The sequence below is a fragment of the Lentzea sp. NPDC058436 genome (assembly GCF_042721515.1).
In the GTDB taxonomy this organism is placed as follows: domain Bacteria; phylum Actinomycetota; class Actinomycetes; order Mycobacteriales; family Pseudonocardiaceae; genus Lentzea.
Genome location: NZ_JBHXLF010000004.1, coordinates 1 through 22,203, shown reverse-complemented (window position 1 = coordinate 22,203; position 22,203 = coordinate 1). Strand labels below are relative to the sequence as shown.

Genomic DNA, 22,203 nt, shown 5'->3' with positions numbered 1-22,203 from the left:
GATGAGGACTGGTAACACCACGCTGCCGAGGAGTCCGCCATGCTGCCGAAAGTCGCCGGCGCCGCCCTGCCCCTGGTCGTCCTGCTCGTTTCGTGCACGGGTCCGTCCGCCGAGACCAGCAGCCCGGCGCCCAGCCCGACGCCGAGCAGCAGCGCGTCCGCGGCGACCACTGCTCCTGCGACGACGAGGAACCTGACGGCGCAGGGCTTCCTGCCGAAGAAGGTCGGTGAGCTGAGCGGGACGGAGTGCACGACCTCCATCGACACGTGCGCGATCAAGTTCACCGTCGACAAGATCGATGTGAATCCGAAGTGCTACCAGTACGGAACGCCAGCCGCTTCGGGGCGCAAGACTCTGCTGCTGCACGTGTCGCTGACGACGGGGAACCTCAGTCCCGACGGGCAGCTCGGGGCGCCGACCATCTTCAACCCGTTCTCCCTCAAGGGCCTCAGCGCGGACGGGTTCGTGCACGACGCGCAGCCGGGCTTGTGCGCGGACAACAAGAGCAGCCTCTCCAGCACGATCCTGCCCAACTCGAAGTACGCGGGAACGGTGGAGGTCGACGTGCCCGAGTCCGCGGTCTCCGTCGCGTCCGCCTGGTCGGCGCCGGCGAAGGACGGGGGCCGCGGCTGGGTCTGGTCGATCGGGTGACGATCTAGACCAGGTAGCGGCTCGCCCACGCCGCGAGCACCTCCGCCACGTACGCGGCGTCCGCGCGGTCGGTCAGCAGGTGGTCGGCGCCGTCCAGAGAGATGAACGACTTGGGGTGCCGGGCCGAGTCGTAGACGAGCCGCGCGTTGTCGATGCCCACCGTGTCGTCCTGCGGCGAGTGCATGACGAGCAGCGCGCGGCCGAGGCCCGAGATGCACGCCGTCTGGTTCTGCTGGTTGATGTCGAGCAGGAAGTCGTTGCTGATCCGGAACGGGCGGCCGGCCAGCAGCACCTCGGCCACGCCGTCGGCCTCGATCCGCGATCTGGACGGTCCGAGTAGGTGCTCGACGTGCGAGGTGTCGAACGGGGCGCCGATCGTGACCACCGCGCGCACCTCCGGGATCTGGTGTGCGGCGGAGAGGACGGCCGCGCCGCCCAGTGAGTGTCCGATGAGGACGCTGGGGGCGCCGATGGTGTCGCGCAGGTGACCTGCGGCACAGACCAGGTCGTCTACGTTCGAGGTGAAGGTGGTGTTGGCGAAGTCCCCGTCGGACTGGCCGAGTCCGGTGAAGTCGAACCGCAGCACCGCCACGCCTCGTTCGGCGAGCCTTCGGGCGATGCGGCTGGCCGCCACCGAGTCCTTGCCGCAGGTGAAGCAGTGCGCGAACACGGCTGTGGCGACCACGTCCCCTGCGGGCAGTTCCAGCCGGCCCGCCAGTGCCTGGCCGTGGGCGCCCTCGAAGACCGCTTTCCGGTTGTCCATGACCTCTATGGTGCGTCACGTGCGGTACCAGTACCTCGACGGCCGGTTGCGGCAGGCGTTCGACGCCGCCGGGCTCGATCGCGGGCAACGGGCGTTGTTGCAGGGCGTGTTGCGGGCGCTGGACCCCGACGCGCACCTCGGTGAGCACGTCGCGGGGCTCAACAGTGCTGTGCTCGCGGTCACTCGTGCGCGGACGGCGTTGGAGAGTCACGCTGCGGAGGACCAGCCGCGGTGGAACCTGTTGCGCCGCATCGTCACGACCTCGCTGGCGTGCGTGGACGCGGCCAGGCCTGCGTTCGTGCACGGTGGGACTGATGAGCTCGCCGCGGCGCGCAAGGTCCTCAAGAGCGTTGACGCGGCCATCGCCAAGGACGGGCAGAAGCTCGATCCGCAGGTGACGGCCGCTGCCGCCGCGAAGCTCGACCCGGAGGTGCTCGCGCGGGCCGTCCGGGGGTGGATCACTTCACTGTGGAACGGGGTCGCGCTTCCGTTGCGCGCCAGGATGATCGCCGAGGTCGCCGTGGTCGTGGCGATGCGCGGGCGCGATGGCAGGCACCTGCGCACGGACCTGTTGCGGTGGCTCAAGAAGTCCGGCGATCTGGGCGACGTGCTGTGGCCGCGGGAGCAACGGCACGTCGTGGCGCTCGTGGTGCGGGGTGCACGCGTGCTCAGGCACCTGGACGAGCTGTTGCCCGAGGCGCGGCAGGAGCCGTTGCACCGCAACAGGTTGCCGAAGGACGACTTCCTGAAGGGCGCTGTCGACGGGTCGTCGGTGCTGGTGCGGCTGCCGGTCGAGGCCGCGGACGCGCACACGGCGGCGCTCAAGGGTCGCAGGGTGCTGAGCGAGGTGCTCGACCAGTACGCGGCGGGGGAGCGGCTCACCGAGTTGCGCGTCGCGCCGCTCTGGCAGGTCAGCGGGCCGGGTGGGCGGGTCACGCGGGGCACCGAGCACCAGCGGACCGTCAGCAACGCCTACCCGCTCACCGCGTACTGGCCTGAGGAGCTGCGCAGTGCGATGCGGGTGGCGAACCTGGCGCGGCAGGTCGACGCGCCGATGGCCAGCGCCGGGCTGGCGTGGAGCGCGCTGGAGGCGACGGGGCTGGACCCGAGCAAGATCGCGTGGCTGGCCAAGGGCTGTGCGCTGCAGATGCTGCGGCAGCACCTCGTCAGCCTGCACGTCGTGGTCACCAACCACGACACCGAGTTGCGCGGGCCGCTCGACGCGCAGGTGCCGACCACCGGTGTGAAGCACCACCTGAGGTCCGTGGACGCGTGGCTGGAGGTGCTGATCCCGCACAACCGTCCGAACGCGCAGGTCGACGCCGCGCAGAAGGCCATCACCGCGCTGGCCGGGAGCGAGGGAGGTCTCGTCCAGGACCTCGTTGAAGTGTGGCGCGGCAGGCTCGCGGACTCGAAGGTCCTCGCGGCCTGGTTGCGGGAGCAGGAGGACACCGCCGCCGCACTGCTGGAGTGGCTCTACGTCACCAGGAACCTGGCGTTCCACGCGGGACGGTTCGCCTCGCCGGCCGACACGCTCACCGCGCACGCAGGACAGGCAGTGGCGGATCTCACGCTGGAGTTCCTCGGCAACTGGAGAACTGTCGAAAGGCGTGCCCAGGATCAGAACCAGCAGAGCCGGCAGGAGACCTCCGCCGTGGAGATCTACCGCCGGCTCGCGCAACGACAGGACCAGCTGGTCGCCCGGCTCAAGCGGGCGGGATCGGTCCGGAGGCTCAGCGTCGAGGACATCTCCGGGCCGGACGAGAAGTGGTGGTCGCGGGGCAGGAACTGAGGACGGAAGTTACGGCTTGGCCTTCGTGAGCCAGTCCTCGACCCGGTCCGGGTTCGCCTCGACCCACCGCTTCGCCGCCTCGTCGGGCGACATCTTGTACTTCGCGATGAAGGACGCGACCGTGTCCTGCTCGTCGTTGCTCCACTGGAAGTTCTGGACGAGCCGGGCGGCGGGGCCGCCCTTGTCCACGAACTTCTTGGACGCGATCTTGTCGAGCTCGTAGCGCGGGTAGTCGCAGGCGACCTTGGCCGCGTCCGCGTCGCATCCCGCCTGGTACTCGGGCAGGTCGACCTTGACCAGCTCGATGTCGAGGTGCAGCCACTGCGGCTCGAAGAAGTAGCCGATCAGCGGCGTCTTCTTCTCCTGGGCCTGGCGGAACGCCTTGATCAGCGCTTCCTCGCTGCCCGCGTAGACGACCTTGTAGTTGAGGTTCAGGTTCTTGACCAGAGCCTCGTCGTTGGTCACGAACGACGGGTCGCCGTCGAGCACCTGGCCCTTGCCGTCGGACTGCGCGGTCTTGAACTTCTCGGCGTACTTGTTGAGGTTCTGCCAGTTCGTGATGTCCGGGAACTCCTTCTTCATCCACGGAGGCACGTACCAGCCGATCGCGCCCTTGTTGCCGGACGGGCCGACCCGCACGGCGGAGCGCTTCTCGTCGATGTACTTCTGCTTCAGGTCCTCGTGTCCCCAGTTCTCGAGGATCACGTCGATCTCGCCGGAGTCGAGGCCCTGCCAGGCAGTCTGTTCGTCGACCTCCTTCTTCGTCACCTTGCAGCCGAGCCTTTTCTCGGCGAGGTAGGCGACCACGGCGGCGTTCGCCTCGTAGCCGACCCACGGGTTCACCGCGATGGTGATGGAGTCACAGGGCTCGGTGGGGGCTGCCGAACTGGAGCGCGGTGATGCCGTTGAACCACCGCCACAACCGGCAATCGTCAACACGAGCGTCATTGCCAGAGCGATTCTGGGCGCTTGCACGAACAACAGCTCCTCATCGGGAGGGAAGAGCGGTGCAGGGGACCGCTCAGTTCAGCTTTTCCCCATCGCTCAGATCGAGTCAAGTCATGGGATGACCGGTTGTCCACAAAGGAGCAGATTTGTATCAGCCCTTGACCGTACTCGTGCGAAGGTCAATGCTGTCGCGCATCGAGAAACGGTGTGCGCAGTCCGCAACAGGTCGGAGTGATTTGGCGTGGATCCCGTGATTTCGGTCAGGGACCTGTGGAAGGTGTTCGGCTCCAACGCGGCTCGTGTGGCGGCATCGGACGAGCTCAAAGCGTTGTCACGACAGGAGTTGATGGACAGCACCGGTGCTGTCGCCGCTGTGCGCGGGGTCGACTTCGACGTCGCTCCCGGTGAGATGTTCGTGGTCATGGGATTGTCCGGTTCGGGCAAGTCCACACTGGTCCGTTGTCTCACGAGACTCGTGGAACCGACCGCGGGCACGATCCTGTTCGAGGGCGAGAACATTCTCGAGGCGGACGCGAAACGCCTGCGCGACCTGCGCAGGAACAAGTTCTCCATGGTGTTCCAGCACTTCGGTCTGCTTCCTCACAGGACCGTTGCCGACAACGTCGGTTACGGACTGGAAATCCGCGGGGTACCACGCGCGAAACGCGGGGAGCGTTCCCAGGAAGTGATCGATCTAGTAGGTCTGACCGGCTATGAGAAGTCCTATCCGGACCAACTCTCCGGCGGTATGCAACAACGCGTCGGCCTCGCGCGCGCACTGGCGGGCGACCCCGACGTCCTGTTCTTCGACGAGCCGTTCTCCGCGCTCGACCCGCTGATCCGGCGCGACATGCAGTCCGAGGTCATCAGGCTGCACCGCGAGGTCGGCAAGACGATGGTCTTCATCACCCACGACCTGAGCGAGGCGCTCAAGCTGGGCGACCGCATCCTGATCATGCGCGACGGCAAGGTCGTGCAGGTCGGCACCGGTGACGAGCTGGTCGGCGCGCCCGCGGACGACTACGTGCGCGACTTCGTGAAGGACGTGTCGCGCTCGAACGTGCTGACGTTGAAGTGGATCATGCGGCCGCCGCGTCCCGACGACGACCTCGACGGGCCCGAACTGGCGCCGGAAACCGTTGTGCGGGAAGCGGTGCGCAGCGTGCTGACCGCCCACAAGCCGGTCAAGGTCGTGCGGGACGGCGAACTGCTCGGTGTGGTCGCGGACGAGGAGATCCTCGGGGTCGTGGCCGGGGAGGCGTGACATGGTCGCCGTCGCCGCCCCTCAACAACAGCAACCTCGGCTGCTCCAGCACCGCAAGGCGCTGATCTTCGGCGGGATCGTGCTGGCCTGGCTCGTGCTGTGGCTGGTCTTCCGCAACGTCGGGACGCTGGCGCTCGGCGCCGCCGACCTGACCCCGTTGCACCGCTGGATCAACGAGATCAACGACGCCGTCGGCGCGTCCAGGAACTCGAACCCGCTGTTCCTGTACTTCTTCAACGAGATCCGGCTCGTCATCGACGAGTTCGTGACCTTCGTCCAGGCCCTGATCGCGCAGCCGTCGTTCGGCAGGCCCGTGCCGGTGATCGGCTGGCTCGGCGTGGTCGCGATCGCCGGCTTCGTCAGTCTCGCGGTCGCCGGCTGGCGGATCGCGCTGCTCGCCGTCGCGGGCTTCGTGTTCCTCGGACTGCAAGGTTTGTGGCAGGAGAGCATGGACACGCTCTCGCTGACCCTCGCGGCGGTCGTGATCTCGTTGCTCATCGGCATTCCACTGGGGATCTGGGCGGGGCTGTCCGACCGGGCCCACCGCGTTCTCACCCCGGTGCTCGACTTCATGCAGACGATGCCGACGTTCGTCTACCTGGCACCGCTGACGTTGTTCTTCCTGATCGGCCCGGCGTCGGCCACCATCGCGACGCTGATCTACGCGGCGCCGCCGGCGATCCGGATCACCGCGCACGCCATCCGCTCGGTGCCGCGCAACACCGTCGAGGCGAGCGAGTCCCTGGGCGCGACGCGGAACCAGACGCTCGTGAAGGTGCTGCTGCCGTCCGCACGCAAGACGATCGTGCTCGGCATCAACCAGACGATCATGGCGGCACTGGCCATGGTCACGATCGCCGCGCTGATCGACGCGCCCGGTCTCGGCAAGACCGTCGTGAAGGCGTTGCAGACCCTCGACGTCGGCACGGCGTTCAACGCGGGCCTCGCGATCGTGGTGCTGGCCATCGTGCTGGACCGCGTCACGACCGCCGCCGCGAGCGAACGCCGTGAGCTTCCGCGCTGGGCGTTGTTCGGCGGTGCCGGCGTGACGGCCGTCTGCGTCTACCTCTCCTACACCTACCTGTGGGCGGCGGAGTTCCAGTCGGACGTGGAGATCGGCAGCTCGATCAACAAGGGCGCGACGGCCGTGACGGAGTGGGCGCAGGACTCGCTTCCGGTGCTCACCAACGGTTTCAAGGACTTCGTCACGTTCGCGCTGATCAACCCGCTGCAGGCGTTGCTGGCCGAGTCGCCGTGGTTCCTGGTGGCGCTGGTGATCGTCGCGCTGTCGTTCCTGATCGGCGGTGTCCGGTCCGCGATCGTCTCGGCCGTGTGCGTGGCCCTGCTGATCGCCACCGGCCTGTGGCAGGACTCGATGATCACGCTGGCGTCCACGCTGGTCGCCACGATCCTGGTGATGGCGCTGGGGATCGTCGTCGGTGTCTGGATGGGACGCAGCAGGCGGGCCGACAGGGTCATCCGGCCGGTCCTCGACGCGGCGCAGGTCATGCCCGCGTTCGTCTACCTGGTGCCGTTCCTGGCGCTGTTCTCCGCATCGCGCTTCACGGCGATCATCGCCGCCGTGGTGTTCGCGGCGCCGGTGGCCATCAAGATCATCGCGGACGGCATCCGCGCGGTCTCGCCCGCCACGGTCGAGGCGTCCACGGCGCTCGGGTCGAGCTCGTGGCAGACGATCGTGAAGGTGCAGCTGCCCATGGCGCGCGGGGCGCTGACCCTCGCCGCGAACCAGGGCCTGATCTACGTGCTCTCGATGGTCGTCGTCGGCGGTCTCGTCGGCGCCGGCGCGCTCGGTTACGACGTGGTGGCCGGGTTCTCGCAGGGCCAGTTGTACGGCAAGGGGCTCGCGGCCGGTGTCGCGATCGTCGTGCTCGGCGTCATGCTCGACCGCCTCACCCAGGCGGCCGCCAAGCGGTGGACCAACTAGGAGGTCTGGACAGTGGCAAGGCACAGCGTGCTGGGAGCGGTGCTCGTCGGAGCGCTCGCTTTGGCTGGTTGCGGTGGCGCCAAGGTCGGTGACACCTCCTCGGGTGCGACCGGTGACTGCGGCACGTTCAACCTCGCGATCAACCCCTGGGTCGGTTACGAGGCGAACGCGGCCGTCCTCGCCCACGTGGCCGAGAAGGAGCTCAAGTGCAAGGTCACGAAGAAGGAGCTCAAGGAAGAGGTCGCCTGGCAGGGCTTCGGCACCGGTGAGGTCGACGCCGTGGTCGAGAACTGGGGCCACGACGACCTGCGCAAGAAGTACATCGACGAGCAGAAGACGGCCGTCAGCGCGGGTTCCACGGGCGTGAAGGGGCAGATCGGCTGGTACGTGCCGCCGTGGCTCGCCAAGGAGCACCCCGACATCCTGGACTGGAACAACCTCAACAAGTACGCCGACCAGTTCAAGACCTCGGAGTCCGGCGACAAGGGCCAGCTGCTCGACGGCGACCCGTCGTTCGTGACCAACGACGAGGCTCTGGTGAAGAACCTGAACCTCAACTACAAGGTCGTCTACGGCGGCAGCGAGACCGCGCTGATCCAGGCCTTCCGCCAGGCGGAGAAGGACAAGAAGTGGGTCATCGGCTACTTCTACTCGCCGCAGTGGCTGCTCAACGAGATCAAGCTGGAGAAGGTGAAGCTGCCCGCGTACGCGGCGGGCTGTGACGCCGACGCCGAGAAGATCGCCTGCGACTACCCCGACTACGACCTCGACAAGATCGTGTCGAAGAAGTTCGCCGACGCCAACGGCCCCGCGGCCCAGCTGGTCAAGAACTTCAAGTGGACCAACGAGGACCAGAACACCGTGGCGAAGTACATCGCCGAGGACAAGATGAAGCCCGAGGACGCCGCCAAGAAGTGGGCGGACGCCAACGCCGACAAGGTCAAGGCGTGGCTCCCCAAGGCCTAGTCAGAGCCTGAGCACAGCAGCGGGGTGTGGTTCCTGGACGAGAGGAACCACACCCCGCTGCTCTTGTGACATCACGCGGCCTGGGGACCGGCGGGCACCTCAGGCTCGTGGCGGTGCGTCATCCGGTGCCACCACGACCGCGGCTTCCCGCCGTTGCGGTAGTACTCCTGGACGCGGCGGGCGTCCTCCCGCAGGGCCTCCTGCCGGTAGTCCATCTCCGCCTTGATCGCCTCGGGCGTCCATTCCATCTCACTCACTCCTCAGTTCGTCTTCCTGATGACGATGAGATTGCTCCTGAGGGGTGGGCTCCTACATCGGACGATCACCTAAGGTCGCCTGGTGAGACCCCTTACGCAGCACTGCGGTAGCCGGATCAGCGGATCCCGGCGGTACGGGTAAGGGGCCACGATCGAGGGCATGACCGCCGCCCACCTGCCCGCCCGGCCTGCGAAGTTCTTCGATCCCGCCACCGAGGTGCACTTCGATCCGGAGCTCGGCTCCTGGCACGTCTTCTCCCTCGCCGACGTCCAGCGCGTTCTGTCCGACGTCGAGTGCTTCTCGTCGAGCTACGGCCTCACCGACGAGACCAGGCCGCTCGCCAACCCCGTGCTGAGCGGTATGTGGGCCGCGGACGGGCAACGTCACCGCGACCTGAGGGCCGCCGTCGCCGACCCGTTCAGCCCGCGGGTGATGTCACTGCTGGAAGACCGGATCCGTGCGATCGCGACCGAACTGGTCGACGGCCTCGACCCCGGCGGCTTCGACGTCGTGACCGCTCTCGGCAAACCGCTTCCCACCAGGGTGGTCTGCCACCTGCTCGGCCTCGGCCTCAGCGCCGAGACGCGGATGACCGAGTGGCTGGAGCAGTGGTACCAGGAGGCCGTCACGACGAACACCGTGCCGCGGCAGGCCGAGATGGCGGAGTTCTTCGCCGCCGAGATCGAGCGCCAGCGCGCCGAACCGGGGGACGGGCTGATCGCCGAGCTGCTGGCCGTGCAGGCCGCGGGTTACCTCGTCGACGGCAGGCCGATGTCGGACTGGGACCTCGTCGGCTACTGCGCGATGCTGCTCGGCGCCGGCGTGGACACGACGGCCGCGACGATCCCGAACGCCGTGCTGTTCCTCACCGAGTTCGGCTGCTGGGAGGAGTTGGGCGCGGACCCGTCGCTGATCCCGGGCGCGATCGAGGAGACCATGCGCTGGTACCCGGTCTTCCCCGGCCCGCGCCGGCAGGTGACGCGCGACGTCACGATCGGCGGGCAGCGGATGGAGGCGGGGCAGTGGGTCAGCGGGTGGCTCGGCGCGGCCAACCGCGATCCCGCACGCTACGCCGACCCGGACACGTTCGACATCCGGCGCAGGACGCGGATCATGACGTTCGGGCACGGGCCGCACCACTGCCTGGGCGCCGGCCTCGCACGGCTGGAGAAACGTGTGCTGCTGGAGGAGATGGTGCGCCGGCTTCCCTTGCTGCGCAGGGAAACCGGCGCACCGGTCGTGCGACGTCAGTGGATGCTCGACAACCTCGAGACAGCCACCTTCCGCTTCGACTAGTCGATCACGGCGTTCGCCGCGGCCGCCTTGCGCACGCTCGTGGTCGTGGCGCGCGCCTGGTTGTCGTCGGGCTTGGCATCCGATCCCCAGCCGCGGTCGGGCATCGTGGCCTCCACCCGGAACTCCACCGTGCCCTTCGCGGCGTCCTCCGCCGAGTAGGTGTAGGCGAACGGGAAGTCCGTCCGGCGGGTTCCGGACGCCGGGACCCACTGCGTGGTGTGGCCGATCTCCAGGTCGTAGCCGCCACCGGCCGCGCCGACCTTGTAGAGCGTCACGCGGACGTTCTCGTCGTGCCGGGTGTTGGCGACGGTCGCCTTGAACTGCTTGGTCTGGCCCGCCCGTGCCGATGCCGCGACGGTGAACGCGGTGACCGACACGTCGTGCGTGTCGACCTTCAGCACCTCCGAACCGGTACCGGTGCGGCCGTCCTTCGTCGCGCCGGTCACCGTGATCGTGTAGTCGCCGTCGGCCGCGTACCGGTGCTTGATCGTCTCGCCGGGCACGATCTGCGCCGAGCCGCCGTCACCGAACTGCACCGTGCCGCTGACGAACGGCCGCTGCTCACCCGTGTACGGCGCGATCGTCACGTCCGTGAAGACCGTGGGGTTGTTGGGGTAGGCGTTGACGGACGGGCTCAGCGGGGCGGCCTCGACGAGCTCGACGAAGAACGGCCCCGCGTCCTCCACCGAGTCCGCCACCCGGATCAGGTAGGACTCGCCGGGCGTCGCCGAGAAAACGTTGTGCTGGTAGTTGCTCTCGCCGGACGGCTCGCAGTCCACTTCGGACAGATCGGAGGCGCGGTACACGCTCACCGCAGTCCGGTCGGACAGCACCTGCACGAACTTCGCCTTGGCCGGCGTGTAGCGGTACCAGACCGACTGCGTCGCACGGGCGTCACAGCTCGCCACCGGTTCGCCCGCCTCCGCGGACGCGCGCCGCAGGTCGCCGTCGTACCGCTCGGAGAGCTCCGCCGCAGCCGCGGCCGCGCGGTCGTCGTTCGGCGACGCGGGGACCGGGGAGATGCTCACGCTGACCGGCCCGGCGTACCACGAGTAGTACTCGACGACCATGACGTGGTACGTCACGCCCGCCTGGACGCGGAAGGTGTCGTCGTGCGGGCTGTTGGAGTCGCAGGCACCCGGCACCGGCGTGAGCGCGCCGCGTTCTCCGGTGAACACGCCGAAGAACGGCCCGAAACGCGTGGACTCCGTCTTCAGCCGGACGATGGCGTCGGCCGGGGCGGTGTAGCGCAGCCAGACCGAGCTCTCACCCCAGTGGTTGCAGGCGCTCGGGTCGTCGGTGGCCTTGGTGGCACCGGTCGTGTCGACCGTCTGCTGGAACGGCAGTGCCATGACGTCGACCGCGGTGTCGAAGTCGTCGCCGGGCGCGGCGGCCAGCGCCACCGCGGGCGCGCACGTCGCGAGCACCGCCGCGGCGAACGCGGACACGAGAATTCTCCTGGACAGTCTCATGATCTCCCCCGGATCAGTTCGCGACGGCGGCGGCGGACTGAAGCGCCGGCCGGACGGTCGTGGCGATGGTGATGACCTCGTTGTCGGACGGGATCGCGTCCCGCACCGGGTACTCCAGCTGCGGTTCGACGACCGCGCGGAACGAGACCTTGCCGGTCACCGCGTCCTGCGGGGTGAAGGTGTAGGCGAAGGGGAACTTCACCTTGCGGGTCGGGTGCGCCGGCACGTCGATCGTGAGCGTCCCGACCTCCTGCCAGCCGTTGCCGTTGCCGTTGTCGCGGTAGACGGTGGTCTTCACCTTCTCCAGGTAGCGCGTGTTCGACACCTGGACGGTGATCGGCTTCTGGTCACCGGCCCGCGCGCTGGCCGGCGCGGAGAACTTCGAGATGCCGACGTCGTGCGTCTTCACCGTGACCGTCGTCGTGTCCGTCGCCGTGCGGCCGTCTCCGGTCTTCGAGCGCACGGTCACCGTGTAGACGCCGTCCGCGGCATAGCGGTGCGACTGGTGGTCCTCCGTGCTCGCCGGAGCGGTCGTGCCGTCCCCGAAGTCCCACTCGGTCGTGACGGGGTCGTTGTAGTCGTTCGTGTGGTCGAGGGAGAAGCCGATGGTCTCGAAGAGCGACCGGTCGTGGTCGTATCCGGTGTAGACGCTCGTCCGCAGCGGCTCCGCCTCGGTCAGTTCGAGCGTCGAGGGATAGCTGTAGTAACCGCCGCCGGACCACTGGAAGTAGTACGTCTTGCCGGCGGTCACCGCGACGGACTTGCCGTTGTAGTGCTGCGAGCCCTCACAGCCGAGGAAGGTCAGGTCGTCGATCGAGGTGCCCTCGTAGACGGACGCGGTGGGACCGGAGCCCCAGCCCTCGACGTGCAGGACCACCGAGTGGTTCCGCGTGGGCGTGTAGGCGTACCAGACCGACGGCGCACCTGAGCCGGAGCACTGGTTCGTGCTCGGCTCGTCCGCTTCGCGGGACGCTCGGGTGTAGTCGGGCTGCGGCGCGCTGAACGGCAGCGTCGCCACCTGCTCGGCACCCGCGAGGTCGTCGTTGGGCAGGCGGGAGATCCTGTCCAGCGCGAGCTTCGCCTGGCCGCTGCTCACCATGAAGTGGTAGGTCGTGCCCGCCCGCACCGGGAACGTGAGCGGCGTGGCCCGCTCGGTGGTGCAGCCGTCGTAGTAGGCGTTCCAGAGCTGCACCAGGTCGCCGCGCTCACCGGTGAACGTCGTGAGGTTCAGATCGCGGTCGCTGCCCTCGGTCTTCAGTCGCAGCAGGCCGTCCTCGGTCGCGGTGTAGCGGAACCAGGCGGACCCCGCGACCGAGTAGCCGCGGCAGCCGGCGGGGTCGTCCACGGACTTGGTCGACTCGGTCGTGTCCTGCGCGACCGAGTACGGCAGGGCCCCGATGACGGTGGCCGAGTCGAAGTCGTCGTTGGCGGGTGGTGCCGCGTGCGCGACACCGGGTGTGACCATCCCCAGCGCGACCGCGGCGACCACCGCGATCGATCTCCAAGAAGGCATGCGAAAGCTCCCCCAAAGTCCCCAGACCTCCAGTCCCCAGCGGCCGGAGGTTCCCCGGCGCCTTAATCGCGACGGGTGGGGTGTTCGTTGCACACCCCACCCGAAGTTGCTCCGAACGGCCTACTTCTGCATGGCCGTCACGTCAGCCGCCCACCGCCACGGCTCCGCGGTGCCACCGGGCAGCGAGTTGAAGTACTCCCAGCCCGCCACACCACCGAAGTCGGTGTACTTGGTCTTCAGACTGGTCACGGTGTTCTTCAGGGTCGTCATGTTCACGTAGCCCGACCCGCCGTTGGCCGTGCTGGTGAGGGTGCCGAGCACGACCTTGTTCGCCGGGATCACCCGGCGGTTGACGATCTGGTCGTAGTTCGAGGTGCTGCCCGCGTTGCCCCAGCCGTTGTAGAACTGGCCGTTGAACCACGCGATCTTCGAGCCGTGGCTGCGGTACAGGTCCTCGTAGTTGAAGCCGGACAGGTTGCCGCCGCCCCAGAGCGCGCTCGCCACCGGGGAGAGCGTGACGAGGAAGTTCGCGCCGAAGTCGGTCTTGAGCTGGTCGATCACACGCCGGATGCCCGCGATCGACATCCGCTCCTCGACGTCGAGGTCGACGCCGTTGAGCTTGTAGGTGCGGATCGTGTCGCGCAGCAACGGGTAGTAGGTGTCGAACTGGGTGTCGAGCCGTTGGAACGAGCCCTGTGCGGCGCCGCCGACCATGCCGATCACGTTGACGCCGCGGGCCTGCATCGCGGCGAGGTCCTGCCACATCTGGGTGTACCGCGAGTGCGACGGCGGGTGGTCGTTGAGGTGGACGATCCTGTTGTCGTTGAGGTGGATGGCGGCGACGAGGACGTCCGTGACGCCGGTGCCCCGGTCGAGCAGGGGCTTGGGCGAGACGTACGTTCCGGTCGCGCCGTTGCTGTACTGGGTCTGGTAGTAGACGACGGTTCGCTTCTGGGCGGCCGCCTGGGCCGGTGGCGCGGCGAGCGCCACCAGCAGCAGGGCGAGGAACAGCTTCTTCATGCGCTACCTCGTAATCCGCAGGGTGATCACTTGGAACGGGCGCAGCACCACCTCTGCCGACGCGTCGGCCAGGGGCCGTTCGAGCAGGTCGGTCTCCTGGATCCGGGTGTGGGCGAAGGAGGTGCTGATCGAGGCGCGGGCACGGCCGCCGTGCGCCTCGTAGAGCCGGACGACGACGTCGCCCGACCGGTCGTCGGCCAGCTTCACGGCCTCGACCCTCACCGCCGGGTTGTCCGTGCGCACCAACGGTTCCAGCGCGTTCGAACCCCGGACGGTCTGCGGCGGCAGGTTGATGCGGTAGCCGGCGTCGATGGCGGCCGGCAGGTCCCCGATCACGAGGGCGTAGCGGAAGCGGTGCTCGCCCTGGTCGGTCTCGGGGTCGGGGAACCTCGGCGCGCGCAGCAGGGACAGGCGCACGGTCGTGGTGGTTCCGCCGTCGTCACGGGTGGTGCGGGTGACCTCGTGGCCGTAGGTCGAGTCGTTGACCACCGCGACGCCGTAGCCGGGTTCGCCGACGTGCAGGAAGCGGTGGGCGCAGATCTCGAACTTCGCCGCCTCCCACGAGGTGTTGGTGTGCACCGGGCGGTGCAGGTGGCCGAACTGGGTCTCGGCCGTGGAGACCTCGGCGCGCAGGTCGAGCGGGAACGCGATCTTGAGCAGCTTCTCCCGTTCCTGCCAGTCGACCTCGGTGTCGAAGTCGACCTGCCTGGCGCCTTCGCGGAGCCGGATGGTCTGGGTGAGGACGGAGTCGCCGAACTTCGCGCGCACCACGACACCGTCGGAGGTGTCCACGCGTTCGGACGGGATCAGGTCGGCTTTCCAGTTGCGGTAGAACGGGTCGATGTCCCAGGCGTCCCACTGGTTCGGGTTGTCGCGGTGCAGCTGGGGCATGCCCGCGAAGCCGTGCGGTGGCAGGACTTCGCGGTCCTCTTCGAGGTCGAGGATCGAGGTGACGATGCCCTCGGCGTCGATCGTGACGCGCAGCCTGCCGTTGTCGAGGACGCCGTCCACCGGTGCGACGAACGCGCGAGGCGCCTCCCCGCCGAGCACGTCGAACGTCAGCTCGTCGTCGCCGTCGCCCTTGAGAGCGTCGATCGCGATTGCTGTCAGGTCCTTTAGTTCGGACGCCACGCGCGCGTAGGTCGCCTCGGCCTCGCGGTGCACCCAGGCGATCGAGCTGCCGGGCAGGATGTCGTGGAACTGGTGCAGCAGCACGGTCTTCCACAGCCGGTCGAGCTCGTCGTACGGGTAGTCGTGACCGGCAAGGGCGGCCGCCGTGGACCAGTGCTCGGCCTCACGCAGCAGGTGTTCGCTGCGGCGGTTGCCCTGCTTGGTCTTGGCCTGGGTGGTGTAGGTGGCGCGGTGCTTCTCCAGGTACAGCTCGCCCGCCCACACCGGCGCGTCCGGGTATTCGTCCTGCGCGGCCTGGAAGAAGTCGCGCGGCGGTTCGACGCGCACGGTCGGCGAGCCTTCGAGGTTCGCGACGCGGTGCGCGGTCTCCATCATCTCGCGGGTGGGGCCGCCACCGCCGTCGCCGTAGCCGAACGGGACGAGCGAGCGCGAGGCCTTGGCGTGCTCGGCGAACTGGCGTGAGGCGCGGGCCAGTTCCTGGCCCGACAGCGACGAGTTGTAGGTGTCGACGGGCGGGAAGTGCGTGAAGATCCGCGTGCCGTCGATGCCCTCCCACCAGAACGTGTGGTGCGGGAACTTGTTGATCTGGTTCCACGACAGCTTCTGGGTGAGGAACCAGCGCGAACCGCTCAGCTTGATCAGCTGGGGGAGAGCGGCGCTGTAGCCGAACGAGTCGGGCAGCCACACCTCCTCGGTCTCGACGCCGAAGTTGTCGAGGAAGAAGCGCTTGCCGTGCACGAGTTGGCGTGCCATCGCCTCGCCGCCGGGCATGTTCGTGTCCGACTCGACCCACATGCCGCCGACCGGCACGAACTGTCCACTCCGGACCTTCTCGCGGACGCGGTCCCAGACGTGCGGGTGGTGGTCCTTCATCCACGCGTACTGCTGGGCCTGCGAGCACGCGAAGTAGAAGTCCGGGTACTCGTCCATCAGCTTGGTGACGTTCGAGAACGTGCGCGCGCACTTGCGGACGGTCTCGCGCAGCGGCCACAGCCAGGCGGAGTCGATGTGCGCGTGGCCGATCGCGGAGACCTTGTGCGCGGAGGCGTTGGCTGGCAGCGCCAGCACGCCGGCCAGCTCCTCGCGGGCCAGGTCGGCGGTCGCGGCGACCTCGTTCAGGTCGAGCGCGTCCATCGCCCGGTCCAGGGCGTGCAGGACCTTGTGACGGCGCGGGTCATGGTCCGGCAGTTCCTTCATCAGGCCCTGGAGCACCTCGATGTCGAGCATCAGGTGCCACACCTGCGGCTGGAACACCGCGAGCTCGGCCTTGAGGATCTTGTACAGCGGTTCGGTGCCCGCTGTGTCCTTGTCACCGAGCTGGGTCGGCAGGAACGGGTGGAAGTCGAGGATCGTCGGGTTGCCGGCGGCTTCGAGGTAGAACAGCACCTCGGAGCCGTCCACGGGCAGGTAGGTGTTGCGCGGCTCGATGCCCTTGATGGGCAGGCCGTCCGCCGTGTACGCGAGGCCCTCCGACTGGAAGCCGGGGCCGGGGTGGGTGAAGCCGAGGTCCAGCACGACCTCGACCTGCCTGCCCTTCCACGACTCCGGCACGGTGCCGGTCAGCCGGAACCAGCTCGTGCTCCACGGCGCACCCCAGGCGTCGCCGACGCTCGCCGGTGCGTAGGTGGCGTTCAGCGCCTCGTCGACCGGGACGGGCTCGTCCGGCACCGTCCAGACGGCGAGCTCCAGCGGCGCGGTCTCGCCGTAGACGGCCGGGCGGATGCGTTCCTTCAGCGTGCGGTTGAGTCGTTCTTCCAGCAGCGCGCGTTCGTCGTGCACGTGTTCACCCCAGCTCGATCGAAGCCCGCACGCCCTGCCGCGCGAGGCTCATCCACTCGTCGAAGAAAGCGCCGCCCGGACCCCACGTGGGCCGGTCGCCGTGCAGCTTGATCGGCGTGCGCCCAACCGGCTCGTGCACTGCCTCGCGCACGATCCGGGCGATCGCCGCGCCGAGCGGCTTGACCTCGCGTTCCGTCGTCAACAACCCCAACTCGTACTCGCGTTCGGGGAAGTCCACCAACGCACGGTCGACGTCGTGCGAGCACCACCACGTGACGCCCCACAGGTTGGAGCAGGTCAGCACGTTCGCAAGCGTTTGCTCGGCGAACTCCGGTGCCTGCTCGGCGCTGATCTCGGGCTGGGCGGCGCCGACTTCTTGCAGCCACACGGGCCGTTGCGGGTCCCTGGCGTGCGCCTTCGCCAGCTCGACCAGGTACTCGGCGTGGTGGACGCTCTCCACGGACAGGGGTCCGTAGCGCTGCGCGGTGCCGTTGAAGACCCACGAGTGCACGGTCGTCATCGCGCCCTTGTTGGCCGCGTGCTCCGGCAGGAACGCGTGCTCGCTCTCATACCAGACGGCGTCGTACTCGGAGTGGACGTGCGGGTGGCCCGGCGCTGCCTTCTCGCACTCGTCGAGCAGCGCGTCGATCCACTCACCGGCCTGCTCGGGCACGCACGGGTTCGACTCGGTGAGCAGGTTGACCTCGTTGCCCAGGGTGAAGCCGAGGAAGTTCGGCTTGTCCCGCAACGCCTCGGCGAGGGTGCGGACGTAGAACCGCTGCCCGTCGATCACGTCGGGGTCGGTGAAGATGTTGCGGCGGTGCCAGGTCTGCACCCACGACGGGTAGAAGTCGAAGCTCGACAGGTGTCCCTGCAGGACGTCGACCTGGACGTCGAGCCCTGTCTCGTGAGCCGCGTCGAGCATCTGCGCGAGCTGCTCGACGGCCTGCGGACGGACGAGCCCTCTGTTGGGCTGGAAGACCGGCCACAACGGGAACACCCGCACGTGGTCGAGGCCAAGACCCGCGATGGACTCGAAGTCGCGCTTGACGTCGTCGAGGGAGAAGTCGAGCCAGTGGTGGAACCAGCCGTGGGAAGGGGTGTAGTTCACGCCGAAACGCAATGGATCATCCCTTGATCGCGCCTTCTCCCACTCCGCGGAAGAAGTGCTTCTGCAGCAACAGGAACAGCAGGATCAGCGGGACGACGGCGATGATCGTGCCCGCCGCCACCAGCCGCTGGTTCTGCACGAACGTGCCCTGGAGGTACGCCAGGCCGATGGTGAGCGTGTACTTCTCCTGATCGCTCAGGACGATGAGCGGCCAGAGGAAGTCGTCCCAGCTGAACATGAACGAGAACAGCGCCACCACGACCAGCGTGCCCTTGACCGACGGCAGCGCGAGGCGGGTGAAGCGCTGCCACGCGTTGGCGCCGTCGATGACCGCGGCTTCCTCGACTTCGGCGGGGAGTGCGAGGAAGGCGTTGCGCAGCAACAGGACGTTGAGCGCGGCGATCGCGCCGGGCAGCACGACCGCGGTGAGCGTGTTGGTGAGGCCGAACCCGCGCATCACCAGGAACAGCGAGATCATGATCGCCTCGAACGGCACCAGGATGCTGCTCGCGAAGATCACGGCGGCGAACCTGCGTCCCCGGAACCTGAGCCGTGCCAACGCGTAGCCGGCCATGGCCGCGCCGAGGCAGTTCGTGACGACGTTGACGCTCGCCACGCCGAGCGAGTTGAGCGCGAACGACCAGACCGGCACGACGTCGGCCACGGCCGCGTAGTTGCCGAACGTCGGGTCGTCGGGGATGAAGTCGGGGACGAAGACGTCCTCGTTCGGTCCCTTGACGCTCGTGACGAACTGCCACAGGAACGGCCCGATGCTGATCGCGAGGATGGCGAGCAGCCCGAGGTAGCGCAGTGCCAGGTAGGCGTGGGCGCGCGTCACAGCTGGTCCTCCCTGCGGTTGAGCTTGAGGGTGACCAGCAGCAGGCCCAGCAGGACGACGAACAGGACCATGCTCAGCGCCGACGCGTACCCGACCTCGCCGGTGAGGCCGCGGCCGACCGACTGGATGAGCATCACCAGCGTGGTGCTCGCCCCGCCCGGCCCGCCGGTGCCGCCCGACAGCAGGTAGATCTCGGAGAACACGCGGAACCCGTTGACCGCGCTCAGCGCCGCGACCAGCACCATCGTCGGCCGCAGCGCGGGCGCCGTGACCGAGAAGAAGCGGCGGACCGGTCCCGCGCCGTCGACCATCGCGGCCTCGTGCAGGTCCTTCGGCACGTTCGCCAGCGCGGCCAGGTAGATCACCATGTAGTAGCCCAGGCCGCGCCAGACCGTCACCACCATCGAGCTGATCAGCAGCAGCGTCGAGTCGGTCAGGAACCCGATCCTGGTGCCGCCCAACGCCTCCACCACGTTGTTCACCAGGCCGCGGCTGTCGAGCAGCCACGTCCAGATGAGCCCGACCACGACCGTGGACGCGATCACCGGCGTGAAGAACGCCGTCCGGAAGATCCCGATGCCCGGCACGATCTTCTGCGCGAGCATCGCGATCAGCAGCGGCAACAGCACCAGCGGCGGGACGACGCCCACCATGTAGAGCAGGCTGTTGCGCGCCGAGGCCCAGAACTTGGGGTCCTGGAACATCCGCACGAAGTTGTCCACGCCGGTGAACTGACCGCCGCCCAGCGCGCTCGCGTCGGTGAACGCGAGCACGATCATGTTCAGGAACGGGAAGATCGTGAACACGAGGCAGATGGCCAGTCCTGGAGCCAGGAACAGCCACGGCGTGTACGGGCGGTGGGTCACTTCAGCAGCCGGTTGCACTCGTTGACGGCGTCGTCCAGTGCCTGCTTCGGCGACTTCTTGCCGAGCATCGCGTCGGCCAGTTGCTGCAGAAGAGCTTCGCGCATCTGGTCGCTGAACTGCACGGGCGTGTAGTTCACCGCGGTCTTCAGCTGCTTGGCCGCGGCCACCCTGACGCGTGCCTCGTCCGTCCCGTCCTCCGTCGTGAAGTACGGGTCGTCGCCACCCTTGCTGGTGCTGGGGAAGATCGAGGCGAGCTTGGCGAACTTCACCTGGTTCTCGGCGTTGGTGAGGAAACGGCCGAACGCGAGCGCCGTCGCCTGGTTCTTGCTGCTCTTCGGCACGCTCACGCCGTGCAGGAACATGTTGGCGCTGCCCGTGTTCGTGATGGGCGTCGTGATGCCGATGTTGGCGTAGAGGCTGGGCGCGTCGGTCTTGAACTTGCCGAGGTCGTACGCGCTGCCGGGGTTGAGCGCCGTCTGCTGCGCCATGAACTTCGCGCCGGCGCCGGTGTAGTTCTGCGTGAGCGCCTCGGGGATGAGCGCGCCCGCGTCGTACATCCGCTTGTAGGTCTCGACGAACTCGACGCCCTTGGGCTCGTTGAACGTGAACTTGTCGTTGCTGAGGAGGGTGACGCCGTACAGGCCGAAGTCGGCGATGCTCGGCGTCTGGCCGAGGATGGCGACCTTCTTCTCGGCGAGCTTGAGTGCTTGGGCTTCCAGCTCTTTGAAGTTCGTCGGTGGCTTGTTGGGGTCGAGACCCGCCTGCTGGAACAGGGCCTTGTTGTAGAAGATCGGGCCGGTGTTGAGGTACCAGGGGAAGCCGTAGCAGCCGCCCTTGCCGGGGATCTCGAACGCCTGCCAGGCGTTGTCGAGGTACTCGGGCTTGGCGTCCTTCAGGCTCTCGTCGAGGTTGACGAGCTGGCCGGCCTTGGCGAGCGGGAAGCTCAGGTCCGGCGGCACGTTGATGACGTCGGGCAGGCTGCCCGCGCTCGCGTCCGCCATGACCTTGGCCAGGTACCCGTCCGCGGGCTGGTCGACCCACTTCACCGTGGTGCCCTGGTGCTGCTTCTGGAAAGCGTCGACGACACCGTTGACGTAGTCGGTGTACTTGGGCTTGAGGGACCAGGTCTGGAACGTGATCTCACCCGTGACCTGGCCCGTTGCGGATGATGACGTGTTGGACGTGCCGGACAGTCCACAGCCCGCCACGGGCACCGCCGCCAGGCCCGCGAGGAACGTGCGCCTCTTCATTGACACCCACCTCCTTGGTCGCGGACCCTAGCTAAACCGGTTTATCTCCGGCTAGCCTCCGAACGTCTTGTTGTCTTGTTCCGGACAGGGTGCGCGTGTGAAGAGGCCAACGATCAAGGACATCGCGGCGGCGGCCGGGGTCTCCAAAGGTGCCGTCTCGTTGGCGTTGAACGGCCGCTCCGGCGTGTCGGAGTCGACCCGTGCGCGCGTGCTGGAGGTCGCGTCGGGGTTGGGGTACCGGCCTTCGGTCACCGCCCGCGCCCTGTCGTCCGCCTCTGCCGACGCGGTGGGGCTGGTGCTGGTGCGCCCGCCTCGCGCGTTGGGGGACGAGGCGTTCTTCTTCCAGCTGATCGCCGGGATGCAGTCCGAGATGTCGTGCGCCCTGTTGCTGCAGGTCGTGTCGTCCCGTGAGGAGGAGATCGCGCTCTACCAGCGGTGGTGGGCCGAGCACCGGGTCGACGGGGTGTTCCTGGTGGACCTGCTGGTGTCCGATCCGCGGGTTGCGCTGATGTCCTCGTTGGGGTTGCCGGCTGTTGTGGTGGGTGGAGCCGGGCACCACGGTTCGCTGGCGTCTGTCTGGGCTGATGACTACGCGGCCATGACCTCGGTGGTGGAGTACCTGAAGTCGTTGGGGCATCGGCGGATCGCTCGGGTGGCCGGGTTGTCTTCCTTGTTGCACACGGTTCGGCGGGATGCGGCTTTTGCTTCGTCCGTTGTGGACGGTGTGGTGGTTGCCGGGGACTACACGGCTGAGTCTGGTGCTGTTGCCACTCGGGCGTTGCTGTCTTCGGCTGAGCCGCCTACTGCGATCGTTTACGACAACGATGTTATGGCTGTGGCCGGGGCTGAGGTCGCTGCCTCGCTTGGGGTTGCCGTGCCTGGTGAGTTGTCGCTTGTTGCTTGGGACGACTCGGTTTTGTGTCAGCACGGGCGGTTGACGGCGTTGGCTCGGGACACGTTTGCGTTTGGGGGGCGGGCGGCTCGGGCCTTGGTGGCGGTGATCGGTGGGGCTTCGCCTTCCGATGTTGAGGACGTGTTGCCCGAGTTGGTGGTTCGGGGGAGTACTGGGGCGCCTTCGGCTCGTGTCTCCGGTGCGTAGGTGGTCGGGTTGAGTGAGTAGGCGGCGGTTTTTTCCTGGGGCTCCGCCCCAGACCCCGCCAATCTGATCAAAAGCCGGGGCCAGCGCCGATCGCGGGTTGATGGCACGCCTGTTGGTTTGGGCGGCTGCGCGTTGCGTTGGTTGGTTGCGGTGGTGGGGTGGCTTCGTCACGAGCCGAGCCAAGAGCGGGCCACATCAGAGGAGGGGTGTCAAACCGCCGAAGAGCGTGGCGGTTTGACAC

18 protein-coding genes are annotated in these 22,203 nt (G+C 67.9%); 7 read left to right on the top strand and 11 right to left on the bottom strand.

Annotated features, from left to right (window positions below; genetic code table 11):
• Window positions 1–39: 39 nt before the first annotated feature.
• Window positions 40–651: a hypothetical protein gene (locus ACFWN2_RS18675; protein WP_382428766.1), complete on the top strand. Its 612-nt coding sequence runs from the start codon at window positions 40–42 to the stop codon at window positions 649–651.
• Window positions 652–655: 4 nt separating this feature from the next.
• Here ACFWN2_RS18675 and ACFWN2_RS18670 read toward each other — a convergent pair whose 3' ends face one another.
• Window positions 656–1,414, bottom strand: coding sequence for an alpha/beta hydrolase family protein (locus tag ACFWN2_RS18670; RefSeq protein WP_382428765.1), 759 nt, complete (start codon window positions 1,412–1,414; stop codon window positions 656–658).
• A 19-nt stretch (window positions 1,415–1,433) separates the two neighbouring features.
• Here ACFWN2_RS18670 and ACFWN2_RS18665 point away from each other — a divergent pair, with 19 nt between their 5' ends.
• The gene (locus ACFWN2_RS18665) at window positions 1,434–3,206 is read left to right on the top strand and encodes a hypothetical protein (RefSeq protein WP_382428764.1); all 1,773 of its coding nucleotides are present in this window, start codon (window positions 1,434–1,436) and stop codon (window positions 3,204–3,206) included.
• A gap of 9 nt (window positions 3,207–3,215) precedes the next feature.
• On the opposite strand, the gene ACFWN2_RS18660 is transcribed toward ACFWN2_RS18665, so the two are convergent.
• Window positions 3,216–4,154: an ABC transporter substrate-binding protein gene (locus ACFWN2_RS18660; protein ID WP_382428763.1), complete on the bottom strand. Its 939-nt coding sequence runs from the start codon at window positions 4,152–4,154 to the stop codon at window positions 3,216–3,218.
• Window positions 4,155–4,404: 250 nt separating this feature from the next.
• Here ACFWN2_RS18660 and ACFWN2_RS18655 point away from each other — a divergent pair, with 250 nt between their 5' ends.
• Genes ACFWN2_RS18655 through ACFWN2_RS18645 form a run of 3 tightly spaced genes read left to right on the top strand, consistent with a single transcriptional unit; the run spans window position 4,405 to window position 8,329 of the window.
• Window positions 4,405–5,418, top strand: coding sequence for a glycine betaine/L-proline ABC transporter ATP-binding protein (locus ACFWN2_RS18655; RefSeq protein ID WP_382428762.1), 1,014 nt, complete (start codon window positions 4,405–4,407; stop codon window positions 5,416–5,418).
• Window position 5,419: 1 nt separating this feature from the next.
• Window positions 5,420–7,363 carry an ABC transporter permease gene (locus ACFWN2_RS18650; RefSeq protein ID WP_382428761.1) on the top strand — a complete coding sequence of 648 codons (1,944 nt, stop codon included), beginning with the start codon at window positions 5,420–5,422 and terminating at the stop codon, window positions 7,361–7,363.
• A 12-nt stretch (window positions 7,364–7,375) separates the two neighbouring features.
• Window positions 7,376–8,329 carry an ABC transporter substrate-binding protein gene (locus ACFWN2_RS18645; protein WP_382428760.1) on the top strand — a complete coding sequence of 318 codons (954 nt, stop codon included), beginning with the start codon at window positions 7,376–7,378 and terminating at the stop codon, window positions 8,327–8,329.
• Window positions 8,330–8,400: 71 nt separating this feature from the next.
• On the opposite strand, the gene ACFWN2_RS18640 is transcribed toward ACFWN2_RS18645, so the two are convergent.
• Complete coding sequence (locus tag ACFWN2_RS18640; protein WP_176946758.1) at window positions 8,401–8,577, bottom strand: hypothetical protein; 177 nt, start codon at window positions 8,575–8,577, stop codon at window positions 8,401–8,403.
• 169 nt (window positions 8,578–8,746) lie between these two features.
• On the opposite strand from ACFWN2_RS18640, the gene ACFWN2_RS18635 reads away from it, so the two are divergent.
• Window positions 8,747–9,883 carry a cytochrome P450 gene (locus ACFWN2_RS18635; protein ID WP_382428759.1) on the top strand — a complete coding sequence of 379 codons (1,137 nt, stop codon included), beginning with the start codon at window positions 8,747–8,749 and terminating at the stop codon, window positions 9,881–9,883.
• Here ACFWN2_RS18635 and ACFWN2_RS18630 read toward each other — a convergent pair.
• From ACFWN2_RS18630 to ACFWN2_RS18595, 8 genes are all read right to left on the bottom strand, one after another.
• Complete coding sequence (locus ACFWN2_RS18630; RefSeq protein WP_382428758.1) at window positions 9,880–11,355, bottom strand: PKD domain-containing protein; 1,476 nt, start codon at window positions 11,353–11,355, stop codon at window positions 9,880–9,882. The two genes, ACFWN2_RS18635 and ACFWN2_RS18630, sit on opposite strands and share 4 nt — an antisense overlap.
• 13 nt (window positions 11,356–11,368) lie before the next feature.
• Window positions 11,369–12,868, bottom strand: a complete 1,500-nt coding sequence (locus tag ACFWN2_RS18625; protein ID WP_382428757.1) for a PKD domain-containing protein — start codon at window positions 12,866–12,868, stop codon at window positions 11,369–11,371.
• A gap of 120 nt (window positions 12,869–12,988) precedes the next feature.
• Window positions 12,989–13,888, bottom strand: a complete 900-nt coding sequence (locus ACFWN2_RS18620) for a chitinase (protein ID WP_382428756.1) — start codon at window positions 13,886–13,888, stop codon at window positions 12,989–12,991.
• 3 nt (window positions 13,889–13,891) lie between these two features.
• Complete coding sequence (locus ACFWN2_RS18615) at window positions 13,892–16,798, bottom strand: alpha-mannosidase (RefSeq protein ID WP_382428755.1); 2,907 nt, start codon at window positions 16,796–16,798, stop codon at window positions 13,892–13,894.
• 4 nt (window positions 16,799–16,802) lie between these two features.
• Window positions 16,803–17,909: a glycosyl hydrolase gene (locus tag ACFWN2_RS18610; RefSeq protein WP_382428754.1), complete on the bottom strand. Its 1,107-nt coding sequence runs from the start codon at window positions 17,907–17,909 to the stop codon at window positions 16,803–16,805.
• 16 nt (window positions 17,910–17,925) lie between these two features.
• The gene (locus ACFWN2_RS18605) at window positions 17,926–18,747 is read right to left on the bottom strand and encodes a carbohydrate ABC transporter permease (RefSeq protein WP_382428753.1); all 822 of its coding nucleotides are present in this window, start codon (window positions 18,745–18,747) and stop codon (window positions 17,926–17,928) included.
• Window positions 18,744–19,613, bottom strand: a complete 870-nt coding sequence (locus tag ACFWN2_RS18600; RefSeq protein ID WP_382428752.1) for a carbohydrate ABC transporter permease — start codon at window positions 19,611–19,613, stop codon at window positions 18,744–18,746. Before ACFWN2_RS18600 ends, ACFWN2_RS18605 begins: the two co-directional genes overlap by 4 nt.
• Entirely contained in the window at window positions 19,610–20,863 is a 1,254-nt protein-coding gene (locus tag ACFWN2_RS18595) for an ABC transporter substrate-binding protein (RefSeq protein ID WP_382428751.1), read from the bottom strand. The genes ACFWN2_RS18600 and ACFWN2_RS18595 overlap by 4 nt, the downstream gene beginning before the upstream one ends.
• Window positions 20,864–20,960: 97 nt before the next feature.
• On the opposite strand from ACFWN2_RS18595, the gene ACFWN2_RS18590 reads away from it, so the two are divergent.
• A complete protein-coding gene (locus ACFWN2_RS18590; RefSeq protein ID WP_382428750.1) occupies window positions 20,961–21,962 on the top strand; it encodes a LacI family DNA-binding transcriptional regulator in 1,002 nt (333 codons plus the stop codon).
• Window positions 21,963–22,203: the final 241 nt, after the last annotated feature.